At 67.9% G+C, this 12,701-nt stretch carries 6 protein-coding genes; 3 read left to right on the forward strand and 3 right to left on the reverse strand.

The annotated features are described in order from the left end of the window. The first annotated feature begins 2 nt into the window (after positions 1-2). From ACH4TG_RS09160 to ACH4TG_RS09170, 3 genes are all read left to right on the forward strand, one after another. Positions 3-1,025, forward strand: coding sequence for a LacI family DNA-binding transcriptional regulator (locus ACH4TG_RS09160; protein ID WP_398241529.1), 1,023 nt, complete (start codon positions 3-5; stop codon positions 1,023-1,025). Positions 1,026-1,328: 303 nt separating this feature from the next. After that, the gene (locus tag ACH4TG_RS09165) at positions 1,329-4,172 is read left to right on the forward strand and encodes a glycosyl hydrolase family 95 catalytic domain-containing protein (RefSeq protein WP_398241530.1); all 2,844 of its coding nucleotides are present in this window, start codon (positions 1,329-1,331) and stop codon (positions 4,170-4,172) included. Positions 4,173-4,381: 209 nt separating this feature from the next. After that, a complete protein-coding gene (locus tag ACH4TG_RS09170; protein WP_398241531.1) occupies positions 4,382-7,315 on the forward strand; it encodes a glycosyl hydrolase family 95 catalytic domain-containing protein in 2,934 nt (977 codons plus the stop codon). A gap of 280 nt (positions 7,316-7,595) precedes the next feature. On the opposite strand, the gene ACH4TG_RS09175 is transcribed toward ACH4TG_RS09170, so the two are convergent. The 3 genes from ACH4TG_RS09175 to ACH4TG_RS09185 form a co-directional block, all read right to left on the reverse strand. After that, on the reverse strand, positions 7,596-10,232 hold the full coding sequence (locus tag ACH4TG_RS09175; protein ID WP_398241532.1) for a right-handed parallel beta-helix repeat-containing protein: 2,637 nt from the start codon (positions 10,230-10,232) through the stop codon (positions 7,596-7,598). Between the two features lie 399 nt (positions 10,233-10,631). Then, positions 10,632-11,684 carry an alcohol dehydrogenase catalytic domain-containing protein gene (locus ACH4TG_RS09180; protein ID WP_398241533.1) on the reverse strand — a complete coding sequence of 351 codons (1,053 nt, stop codon included), beginning with the start codon at positions 11,682-11,684 and terminating at the stop codon, positions 10,632-10,634. 182 nt (positions 11,685-11,866) lie between these two features. Then, positions 11,867-12,700 (reverse strand): SDR family NAD(P)-dependent oxidoreductase, encoded by an 834-nt coding sequence (locus tag ACH4TG_RS09185; protein WP_398241534.1) that lies wholly within the window; start codon positions 12,698-12,700, stop codon positions 11,867-11,869. Between the last annotated feature and the right edge of the window lies 1 nt (position 12,701).

Genomic DNA, 12,701 nt, shown 5'->3' on the forward strand with positions numbered 1-12,701 from the left:
CGATGAGCCGGGGACGGGGCGGGGACGGCGGACGGCCCAAGCGGCCGACCATGGTCGACGTCGCACGCGAGGCGGGGGTGGGGCTGCGCACCGTGTCGCGCGTGGTCAACAACGACCCGACGGTCGGGCCGGAGAACCTCGCCAAGGTCGAGGCGGCGATCAAGGCCCTGAACTTCCAGCCGGACGAGCGGGCCCGCCAGTTGCGCACCGGCGTCACGGGCGCCATCGGCGCTGCGGTGCGACGCATCGCCGAGACCAACCCGGTGCTGGCCGCCATCGAACAGACGGCCCGCGCGACCGGGCTGACTCTGCTGGCCTCCTCCACCGACTTCGACGAGGCCAGGGAGCGCGACATCCTGATCTCCATGTGCCGGCAACGCCTCGACGGCATCATCATCGAGCCGATCGGTGACAACCACGACTACCTGCAGCCCGAGGTGGCCGCCGGCATGCCGCTGGTGTCCGTGGACCAGCCGATCAACGGGATCGCGGCCGACTGCGTGATGTCCGACAACGCCGCAGGAATCGGCATGGCGTTCCACCATCTGCACCAGCACGGACACCGCCGCATCGCCTACATCGGCGACAGCGAGCGCGTCCTCGCGGGCCGCGAACGCGCCATGGCGTTCCGTGCCGCGCTCCTCGCCCACGGACTCCCGGTCGACGGCCTGGTGCACCCCGGTGACATCACCGCCGAGCAGGTGTCCACCGCCCTGGACACCGTGCTGCACGGCCCGGCCCCTGCCACCGCACTGATCACCGGCAACATGAACACCACCATCGCGGTCCTGCGCCGGCTCGGGCGGACCGCGGCCGCGCAGCTCGCGATCGTCGGCTTCGACGAGGTCCCGCTCGCCGACCTCATGCATCCCGCCCTCACCGTCATCGCGCAGGACACGGCCCAGATCGGCCGCACGGCAGTGGACCTGCTGCGTGCCCGCATCGCCGACCCGTCCCGGGAGGTGCAGACCATCGTGGTCCCGGTCGCGTTGCAGGTTCGCGGGCCCGGCGCCATGCCGGTCTGAGCCGACACCACGGTTACGGCGGCGTGACAGGCACTTGACAGACAGTGCCGGGCGCGCCACCCTCGCGATAACGTTTTCTCGCCATGTCGTCGCTACTGCGTCTCGGCCCGTTCCCACTTCGCCGCTGGGCGACCACGGATCGGAAGCGCTCGCGCCGGTGCGGGCGCCTTGGCGGACGGAGACAGGCGATTCGCTGCTCCGTCCGGCGCCACTGCGATCGTCGACCCTTACCGCCAGTCGAGAAAGGTCCGATTCATGAGACTCCGATCAAGGCCCAGACGGGCCGTCAGCACCGCCGCCGTCGTGGCACTCCTCTGTGCCACGGTGACCACCGCGTTGTCCCGCCCGGCCGTGGCGGACACCGTCACCGGCCATCAGGCGTCGCACGTCGTCGCGCACCAGGCGTCGCGCATCGTCGCGACGTACCAGGGCGTGTGGACGTCTCCGCCCAGTGTGCTGACCAACGGTGAGACCACGGACGCACCGCTGATGGGCAACGGCGACATCGGCGTCGCGGTCGGCGGGACGATCGACCACCAGACGATGTACATCGGCAAGAACGACTTCTGGTCGTCGTCCACGCACGCGATCAAACCGCTGGGCAGGATCGTCGTCAGTGCCGCCGGGCTGAAGGGCTCGTCGTACAACGTCGTCCAGGACATCCAGCACGCCGAGGTGCGCGGCACGTACACGCTCAACGGCCAGACGCTGAGCACGACCAGTTGGACGGATGCGAACTCCGGCACGTTCGTCACATCGTTCACGCTGACCGGCGGGAACGCGCAGCCCATCGGCATCACCTTGCAGAACGGTTCGGGCGGCGAGCCGAGCATCTCCACGACGGACACCACAAAGGGCGACGCCAGGAACGCCGACCTCGACGCCGATGTGTACGCCGACACCGGGACCGGCAGCGATCCGCACGCCCGGATCGCGGCACGGACCCTCGGCCGGAGCCAGTCGATCTCCGGCGACACGATCACCATGACGATACAGCCGGGCACCACCTCGACCCTGGTCGCCGGGATCGTCTCCAGCATCGACCAACCGTCGTCGTGGCAGTCGAGCGCCGACGCGCTGGTCTCCGGCCTGACCCAGTCCAAGGTGGACAAGCACAAGGCCGCGCACCGTTCCTGGTGGCAGCGCTACTGGTCGCAGTCCTACGTCGAGATCCCGGACAAGGCGGTCGAGAAGAGCTGGTACGGCTCCCTGTACCTGCTCGGCTGCGTCTCCCGGTCCGGCAAGTACGCCCCGGGCCTGTGGGGGAACTGGGTCACGGGGAAGGCGAACTGGAACGGCGACTACCACACCAATTACAACTACGAGGCCCCCTTCTACTCGGCACTGTCGACCAACCACATCGCCCAGATGGACTCCTACGACCAGCCGGTGCTCGACTGGCAGTCGGCGGGTGAGGCCCTGGCCGCGCAGAACGGGTTCACCGGCGTGCTCTACCCGGTCGGGTTGTCCCCCAAGGGCACCAGCAGCGACACGCATCTGTACAACCAGAAGTCCAACGCGGCATTCGTCGCCAGCGACATGGTGATGCGCTACGAGTACACACATGACCCGGCCTATGCCGCCAAGGTCTACCCGTTCCTGAAGCAGGTCGGGCGGTTCTGGCAGGACTACCTGGTCAAGGATTCCACCGGCACCTACAACGACTACAACGACGCCCCGCAGGAGGGTGCCGCCTACCCGCAGACCAATGCCATCCTGTCACTGGGCCTGATCCACCTGCTCATGCACGGCCTGGTCGACATGAGCACCGCCCTCGGTCAGGATGCCGCCCTCATTCCGACCTGGCAGGACATCGACACCCACCTGGCTCCGCTGCCCACCATGGCCCGCAACAACCAGACGGTCTTCCGCGAGACCTCGGTCGGCAACGACTGGGTCAACGACGAGAACGACATCGCCATCCAGGCGGTCTACCCCGGCCTGCAGGTCGGCCTGGACAGCGACCCGAACCTGCTGCAGACCGCCCGCAACACCGTCGGCCAACTGGCCCGCTGGCACGGCTACAACGCTCCGGCCACGTTCTACGCCGCAGCGGCGATGGTCGGGTACGACCCCCGGACCATCCTGAGCAACCTCAACAACGAGGCGACGGCCCAGAGCTACCGCAATCTGGCGGTCCACCACGGGGGCGGCGGCATCGAGAACCTGAACGTCACCACGTCCGGACTGGACGAGATGCTGCTGCAGTCCTTCCAGAACGACATCAAGGTGTTCCCCAACTGGCCCGCGAACACGAGCGCGAAGTTCGGTGACCTGCTCGCCTACGGCGACTTCCTGGTGTCCAGCAGCACGGCGAGCAACTCCGTTCAGTACATCCAGGCCGTCAGCCAGGCCGGTGGCACCTTCACCTTCACCAACCCGTGGCCGGGCAGCGTCGAGGTCTATCGCAACGGCCACGACAACGGGACCGTGACGGGCACGAAGATCACCCTCTCCACCTCGGCCGGCGACGTCCTCGACCTGGCTCCGGCCGGTACCTCCCTGGCCACGATCAGGACCGAGCTGAGCCAGCCGATGCAGCCCAGCCCGACGAGCAGCTTCTCCTCAGGCTTCGAGTCCACCGACCCGGCGCCGACCTGGGCCGACACCGTGGACACCACCGCAGGCGGCCTTGCGGGCGTCACCGGCATCTGCTGCGGGCTCACCGGCCCTCAAGCCGGGACCCGCACCAACGAGAAGTCGCACACCGGCAGCAGCGCCCTGATGTACTCCGGTTCCGCACAGGGCGGGGACTCGGTTCACGCGTACACGAAGATCTACGACCTCACCAGCAGTCCGCTGGCCATCGGAGCCGGCAAGACCTTGAGCTACTGGATCTACCCGCAGAGCAACGCCACGACTTCGTGGGTACCCGCCGGGTCGACCGAGAGCGAATGCGTCGCCGTGGACCTGGTCTTCACCGACGGCAGCACCCTGAGTGATTCCGGTGCCGTGGACCAGAACGGCCAACGCATCCACCCCGCCTACCAATGCGGCCACCTGACCCTCGACACCTGGAACCACGTGACCGTCAACCTGGGCACCGACAACGCCGACAAGCAGATCGACCGGATCACCGTCGCCTACGACCACCCCGCAGGCACCGGCGGCTACCGCGGCTACATCGACGACCTGACCATCAGCTGACCTCGCCACCCACCAGAACACAATGCCGAACTTGCGGCGCCATGCCGGGTGCTCGACCCCTCCCTGTGGCGGGGCGAGCACCCGGCATGGCGCCGGCCGGAATGCCATCGCCCGGCAGCACCCGACCGCACTTACCGCCCGGACATCCCGGTCATGGCCGTTTCGCTTGCTCCCTTCCAGCGCTGTTTTCAGGATGAGAGGTCCACTCCATGAGAGCCGCAGTCCAGTGCACGCATCTCAGAGCACGGCCCAGACGGGCCCTCGGCAGCACCGCGGTCGTGGCGATCGTCTGCGCCACGCTGACGACGGCGCTGTCCGGACCGGCCCTGGCCGATCAGGCCACCCCGCTGTCCCGGCCGACCTCGCCCGGCTCGACGTGGAACCCCTCGGCCATGTCCTCCTCGGCCACCGCCGGCCAGGCCTGGCGCACCGTGCAGCAGTACGCCGGCGAGTGGAGCAGCCCGCCGTCCCAGCTACTCAACGGCGAGACCGTCGACGCGCCACTGGTGGGCAACGGCGATTTCGGGGCCACGGTCGGCGGGACCATCGACAACCAGACTTTCTACCTGGGCAAGAACGACTTCTTCTCGACCCCGACCAACAACAATTCCGTGCGGCCGCTGGGCCGTGTCGTGCTGGCGGTTCCGGGCCTCGCCGGGTCGAGCTATCACGTGGTCCAGGACATCGCGCACGCCCGGATCCAGGGCACGTACTCCCTCGACGGGGAGACGCTGACGGCCACAAGCTGGATGTCGGCCACCGAGAACGCGCTCGTCACCTCCTTGCGCCTGTCCGGCTCGGCGTGCCAGAACGCGAAGATCACTGTCGAGAACGGCTCGGGCGGCACTCCGGCCGTGTCCGGCAGCAGCAGTGTCCTTGACGCTGACGTCGTGGCCGACACCAGCGGGATGAACAACCCGCAGGCCCGCATGGCCACCACGGTGGTCGGGGGTGGGTCGGCCATCTCGTCCAACACCCTCTCGCTGACCCTCACCCCCGGCACCACCTCCACCATCGTCACCGGGTTCGGCGCCAGCACCGAGACCGCCGACTGGCAGGGCGCCGCCGACGCCCTGGTCTCCTCCCTGACACCGGCCGATGTGTCGAAGCTCGACCGTGCGCATCAGGCATGGTGGCGACGCTACTGGTCGAAGTCGTACGTCGAGATCCCGGACAAGGCGGTCGAGAGGAGCTGGTACGGCTCGCTGTACCTGCTGGGCAGCGCCGAGCACGGCAACTCCTACTCCCCAGGGCTGTGGGGCCCCTGGATCACCAGGAACATGAACTGGAACGGCGGCTACTTCACCAACTACAACGACGAGGCGGCGTTCTACCCGGGGCTCTCCACCAACCACATCGATCAGGTCTCCGCCTTCGACCAGCCGGTACTGGACTTCGTACCGGCCGGGCTGTCCCGCGCGGCCAGCAACGGGTACAAGGGTGTCCTGTTCCCGGTTTCACTGGCTCCCAGGGGAGGCACCTCGGCCAATACCTACCAGGCCCAGAAGTCGGACGCCGTCTACATGGCCAGCACCATGGTGATGCACTACGAGTACACCCATGACGCTAAGTACGCGGCCAAGGTCTACCCCTTCCTGAAGCAGGTCGGGCTGTTCTGGCAGGACTACCTGGTCAAGGACTCCACCGGCACCTACAACGACTACAACGACGCCTCGCAGGAGAACGCCCCCTACCCGGCGTCCAACCCGAACCACGTCCTTGGCCTGATCCACTTGCTCATGGGAGGCCTGATCGACATGAGCGGGGCCCTGGGGCAGGACACGTCCCTGGTCCCGACCTGGAACGACATCAACACGCACCTGGCACCGCTGCCCACCATGGCCCGCAACAACCAGACGGTGTTCCGCGAGACGTCGGAAGGACTGGGCTGGGTCGACGACGGCAACGACGTCGCTCTCCAGGCCGTGTACCCGGGCCTTCGCGTCGGCCTGGACTCCCCCGCGGACCTTCAGCAGACTGCGCGCAACACCATCGGCCAACTGGCCCGCTGGCACGACTACAACGCCCCGGCCACCTTCTACGCTGCGGCCGCAATGGTCGGCTACAACCCCGACACGATCATGGCCAACCTGCACCAGGAAGCCACCACCTACAGCTACAACAACCTCGCCGTCCACCACGGAGGCGGCGGCCTGGAGAACCTGAACGTCACTACCTCCGGGCTCGACGAGATGCTGCTGCAGTCGCACCAGGACGACATCAAGGTGTTCGCGGACTGGCCGAGCAACACCAGCGCCAAGTTCGGCGACCTGCGGGCCTGGGGCGGCTTCCTGATCTCCAGCAGCATCTCGAACAACAAGGTCCAGTACATCCGCGCGGAAAGCCAGGCCGGCGGCTCCTTCACCTTCACCAACCCCTGGCCCGGGCAGAAGGTCGAGGTCTACCGCAACGGCAAGGACACCGGCACCGTGTCCGGTTCGAAGATCACCATCCCCACCTCGCGCCACCACACTCTCGAACTCGCCCCCGCCGGGACCGCGCTCAAGACGATCCGGACCAAGCTCGCCGAACCGCTGCACGTCACCCCCATCAGCAGCTTCAGCACCGGCTTCGAGTCCACCGACCCGGCCCCGGACTGGGCCGACGCCGTCGACACCACCGGCGGCGGGCTCGCGGGCGTCACGGGCATCTGCTGCGGCCTGACCGGCCCCCAGAACTCGACCCGCAACGAGACCTCGCACACCGGCAGCGGCGCCCTGATGTACTCCGGGTCCGGGCAGGGCGGTAGCGCCGTGCACGCCTTCATGAAGACCTTCGACCTCGCCGGCCGCCCGCTGGCGATCGGCACGGGCACGACCCTGAGCTACTGGATCTACCCGCAGAGCAATGCCACCACTACCTGGGTGCCGGCCGATTCGATCAACAGCACCTGCGTCGCCGTCGACATGGTCTTCACCGACGGCAGCCCCCTGCGGGACTCCGGTGCCGTCGACCAGAACGGCAACAGCATCAGTCCCGCCCAGCAGTGCGGGCACCTGACCCTCGACACTTGGAACCACGTCACCGTCAACCTGGGCGCCAGCAACGCCGGCAAGCAGATCAGCCGGCTCCTGATCGGCTACGACAACCCCAACTCCACCGGCGGCTACCGCGGCTACGTCGACGACCTGACCATCGGCTGACCTCGCCGCCCCCCAGAGGACATCGCCGAACTTGGGGCGCCATGCCGGGTGCTCGACCCCGCCCTGTGGCGGGGCGAGCACCCGGCATGGCGCCGGCCGGAATGCCATCGCTTGGCAGCACGGCCGCTGATCACCTGGAGACTTCTGCCGTCGCTGTCACTACTGGCGAGGGCGTCGCAGGTTCGGGCGGCTGTCTCTGTGAGACCGCCGCCCGACCAATCTACTTACCCGCTACACCCCACCTGCTCAGCGGGTGTCCTTCTCCAGGGATGTGCGGCGGTTAGCCGAAAACGGCTCCGAGTGAACTCCAGTCGGTCCAGCCTCTCGTGGCGGTCCAGGTGCGCTGCCACAGTTGGTTGCGGGTGCCGCGGACGAAGACGTCGGTACGGCCGTTGGTCATGGTCACGGCCGGCGCACCGGTGAACGTGCCGGTGTTCGGCCGGCCCAGTCCAGCCCAGTCGGTCCATGAGGTGCCGTCGAACGTACGTCGATACAGCTGGTCGTCGGTACCGTGGACGACAACGGTGATGTTGCCGTCGGTGTCGGTCGCGGCGCCGAGATTGGCGACGGTGATTCCGCCGAGTCGGGTCCAGTTGTTGGTCCAGCCGCTGGTGGCGGACCAGGTCCGCTGCCACAGCTGGTCGTCCGTGCCGCGGACGAAGACATCGGTACGGCCGTTGGCCATGGTCACGGCCGGCGCCCCGGCGAAGGTGCCGGCGTTTGGTCCGCCCCACGCACCCCATTCGCTCCACGACGTGCCGTCGAAAGCCCGCCGATACAGCTGGTCGTCGGTACCGTGGACGACAACGGTGATGTTGCCGCCGGTGTCGGTCGCGGCGCATGGATCGTCGACGAGGATTCCGCCGAGTGGGGTCCAGCCGGTCCAGCCGCTTGCGGCGGTCCAGGTCCGCTGCCACAGCTGGTCGTCCGTGCCGCGGACGAAGACATCGGTACGGCCGTTGGCCGTGGTCACGGCCGGCGCCCCGGCGAAGGTGCCGGCGTTTGGTCCGCCCCACGCACCCCATTCGCTCCACGACGTGCCGTCGAAAGCCCGCCGATACAGTTGGTCGCCCTTGCCGCGGGCCAGGACGGTGATGTTGCCGTCGGTGTCGGTCGCAGCGCCCGGGCCGCTCGGACTCGGCGTCCGGCCCCAGGCGTCGGTGGTCGGCACGACTCGCGACCACACCTTGAACGGCTCTCCACCGCCGGCGGTCTCGAACGGGCCGGGGAACGGGACAGTCGTGTTTCGCGAGACTCCAAGGAAGTCCGTCGATACCGACATGTCCGATCCATCAGCATTCGTGAACGCCTGGTTCGGGGTCGGCGCCTTGGCGAGCGATGCGGTGCTGACGAGTGATTGAGTCGATCGCCAGGAGTCGTCGCGTGGCACCTGGAGGTACCAACCGTGCGAGGTCTTCGTGAGCGCCGGTGAGTATGCCACCGCGGCAGCGTCCACTCCGCCCTGTTCCCTTGCGGACTTCTTCGCACCCTGCGTGTAGACGTTCGCCTTCATCGTGATCGGGTAGGACGCGCTCGCGGAATCCCAGGCCGAGAGGTCGGTCGAACTGCCGAGGACGTTGTTCATCCACTGCTGCGCGCCGAGCGGGAGGGTCGCCAGGCCGACTGTTGCCGTCGAGTGGGGCTGCATGTAAGGCGTGCGTCGCGTGTCCGAGTTCGCGCTCACCGACCCGGTCACCAGGTTGTGCGCCCAGGCCAACCCCTCAGAGGCCGACCAGAGCCCTCTGGCTGACAGCATGACGTTGTTCGCGATGAAGAGCGGGCCGTGGTCGACCTCGGCGAAGAGGTCGCGGGAGTTGTCGTGGAAGAGGTTCCCCACGATCCGGGTGCCCTGCGCCATCCAGTCCAACCAGATCCCCGCGTTATCGCCGGTGTGGTAGATGTGGTTCCCGGAAATGACCACATCGATGGCGGCATGGAGCTTGATGCCGGCCATTTCCGCTCCGGACCAGATCCCTTGAGTGTTGCAGTGGTAGATCTCATTCCCGGTGATCTTGCTGCCGATCCCGCCGAGAGAGCCCACCACGCCGGTCTGGCCGCAGTGGTGGATCGTGTTGTTGCGGACGACGTGGCTGCCGATGTTCGCGAACGACCAACCGCCGGAACTCTGCGCGTCAGAGATCGTCAGGTAGTAGCCGTCAGTCGTCCCGCGGGTTCCGTCGTACTGGTCCGAGTACTTCCCCAGGGCGATGCCACAGCACCGGGAGTAGGCGATCTCGTTGTCCTCGATGATCCATCCTTTGCACCAGTAGGCACTCACGAGCCCCCACTGGCCCATCGTCGGTGCGGCCCAGTTCGTCGCGGCGTTCCGGAGGTTGAAGCCGCGGATCGTGATGTAGTCGTAGTTGGTGGCGGCCGGCTTGAACACCGTGCCTCGAATGCCGACCTCGACCGCCCCGTTGTTCGGGTCGATCCCGGGGAACTTCGCGGTGAGTGTCGTGTAGCCGTTCGGGTCGTAGCTCGGCTTGTAACTCGGTGCGGTGCCTTCCACCAGACCGTCCACCGTCGACCACCAGGACGCGCTCGCGTGCGAGCTCACCGCGGCCAGGCTTGTCGCTTCCGGCAGCCAGGCACCGTCGAGGTACACCATGCCCGGGCGATGGGTTCGACCGCCCGTGAACCAGTCGCCGTGCACCTGTTCCGCGTACGGGTTGAACCCGTTGAAGTACGCGTTCGCAATTCTGAGCTGCCAGACGTCGCCCGAGACCTGGGTCCAACTCGTGAAGGGATCGGAGCCGGTCACCGTCACCGAAGCCCCGGGGTGGGCCGCGTACGTGATCCGCATGTCGTCGCTCGTACCGCCGCGCGGGAAGACGACCTCCTCCCGGTAGATCCCGCTACGGACCAGGACGACGTCGCCGGGCTGGGCCTTCCTTGCCGCGGCGCTGATCGTCAGCAAGGGTGAGGCGCTCGTCCCCGCCGCGCTGTCACTCCCGTTCTTGGAGACGTGATAGGTGGTCCCCGTCGCCGCGGCTGCGGGCGATGCCGCCCCGAGCCCCAAGGCGACCCCGGCCGAGGCTCCGGCGCCGATGGCGAGGAACGCCCGACGTGAGACATCCCGGCGTGTGGCGGACTCTGACTGCCGCTCGATCATGTTGAACCCTCCCGTAGTGGGCTCTGCACCCCCGGTGCTCCCGATCGACGGGTCGCCCGAGGCGGATGATTTGTTAGACCGGTCTGACCAGTATTACTGATGCGAATTCAGGGCTGTCAACGGTTGCGACAGGAGAGGTCCAGTGGCGCGCGGGCGCCGGTGCACCGCTGATCCGCTCGCCGCACGCGCGCGGGCGCCGGGCGGTCAGCGGCAGTCGATGGCGATCTTCACGACCTCGGGGTCCGGCTGCGAAAGCAGGGGAAGTGCGACGGTCACCAGATCGTGCAGCGGGATCCGATGGGTGACCAGGTCGGCGGCGTCGAATCGCCCGTCAGTCAGCATCCGCACCGCTTGGGCGACATCGGCATCCCAGAGGTGGGCCGCGGATCCGACGAGCCGACGCTCACCGAGGACGAGGGCCGGGAGCGAGATGAGCTGCGTGCCGGAGCCGAGTCCCACGGCCACGACGACACCGCCGGGCCGCACGAGGTCCACTGACCGCGTCAACTGTCCAGCGGCGCCACTGCACTCGAACACGACGTCAGCGCCTGGCGCGCCGAGGCCGGCCACGACGTCGGCTATGTCTTCAGGTGCGCAGGTACGGACGTGGGAGTGGGCCTGCGCGAATCGGCGCCGGTAGTCCGACGGGTCGACCAGCCAGCAGTCGGCGGCGCCCGCGGCGAGCACGGCTTGAGCCGTGAGTTGGCCGATCGTCCCCCCGCCGACGATCACGGCGACGGCGCCGATGATCTCGGGCACCTTACGGACGGCGCGAACCGCCACCGCGGCGGGTTCGGCGAGCACCGCGGTCTCCATCGGCAATCCCGCCGGGATCGGAACGCAGGTCCGAGCCTTCGCGACCATGAACTCGGCCAGCCCCCCGTCGTCCTGTTGGCCCGGCACGCAAACGCTCGGGCACAGGCCCTCTTCGTGGCGGAGACACCACCAGCACTGCCCGCAGCCGTTCACCACGTCAGGAACCACATAAGTCCCCACGGCGGGACCGGTTCCGTCCTGGGCGGCCCGGACGACCTCGCCGACGATCTCGTGTCCGAGCGTCAGCGGCGCCATGCGTCCGCTCAGCGAATGCGGCTTGCCGGTCGGGATGAGGAGCGGTCCGGAACGGTACTCCTCCAGGTCGGTGCCGCAGATACCACACCAGTGGACCTTGACCAGCACCTCGTCGCCAAGGGGTTCTCGTGGCGGGACATCATCGATGCGGATGTCGTCACGACCGTGCCATCGGGCAGCGAGCATTGCTTGAATCCTTTCGACAAGGGATCGGCGATCACGAGGCATTGGTCCTGCGTGCCGCCGGCGTCGCCTACGTGGGAAGAACCGGGCGGCCTGCGTTGGTCGCGGCGCAAGAGGTCGACCCGGGGATGTGGACCTCGCGCACATCAGAAGACTCGCCGGTTGAACTGGTAGGGCTGGCCGGTCTATTCATCCATCGGATACAGGCTCGCCCCGCCGTCGACCAGCAGTGTGGCACCGGTCATGTACGCAGACAGCGGCGAGGCCAGGAAGAGCACCGCATTGGCCACCGACTCCGGTGTCTGCAGCCGGCCGAGGGGGATCGCGCGCTGCGCGCGGGACCGGTACGCAGGATCGGAGTCCCATTGGCGTCTTGCCATGCCGACGCCGACGATGCCGGGAGCAACGGCGTTGCTGCGAACGCCGCGCGGAGCGAGTTCGCGGGCGAAGGTGCGCATCAGCGACCGGACGGCGGCCTTGCTGGCCGAGTAGGGGCCGATCTCCGGCCAGGGCACGTCCTGCACCCAGCTGGTGGTGAAGATCAGGACTCCCGGCGCCTCGGCCGCGAGCCAGCGCCGGGCGGCCTCCGAGGCGACGAGGAACGAGCCGCGCAAGTTCACCGTCATCAGGTCGTCGAAGGCGTCGACGGGGTACTCCGTGAGGGGATGCGAGCCGACGACCCCGGCGTGCGCGCACACGATGTCGGCCGGACCCCCGAAGAACTCCGCTGCCCGGTCGAACAGTGTCCGGACATCACCCGCGGAGGTGATGTCACAGGCCACGTACGCGCTCCGCGCGAAGCCTGAAACCGCCAGGGACTCGCCGGCTGTGCTCGCGTCGGGCAGGTCGGTGAGCAGGACGTTCGCACCTGCTCCCCGGAACGCCGCGGCGATGGTCTGCCCGATCCCGCCGAGCGCGCCCGTGAGGATCACGCGACGTCCTGTCAGGCCCCAGGGGCCTTCGTGCGAAGCCACTTCCATGCCAACCTCCGGATCGCCCTGAACCAGGTCGCGTTCCAAG

Origin of the sequence: Streptomyces sp. NPDC020917 (genome assembly GCF_044333795.1) — a bacterium.
In the GTDB taxonomy this organism is placed as follows: domain Bacteria; phylum Actinomycetota; class Actinomycetes; order Streptomycetales; family Streptomycetaceae; genus Actinacidiphila.

What these genes read in the sequence shown, in the direction of transcription:
- ACH4TG_RS09160 (WP_398241529.1), top strand. Translation starts at nt 3, where the DNA reads ATGAGCCGGGGACGGGGCGGGGACGGCGGACGGCCCAAGCGGCCGACC.
- ACH4TG_RS09170 (WP_398241531.1), top strand. Translation starts at nt 4,382, where the DNA reads ATGAGAGCCGCAGTCCAGTGCACGCATCTCAGAGCACGGCCCAGACGG.
- ACH4TG_RS09180 (WP_398241533.1), bottom strand. Translation starts at nt 11,684, where the DNA reads ATGCTCGCTGCCCGATGGCACGGTCGTGACGACATCCGCATCGATGAT.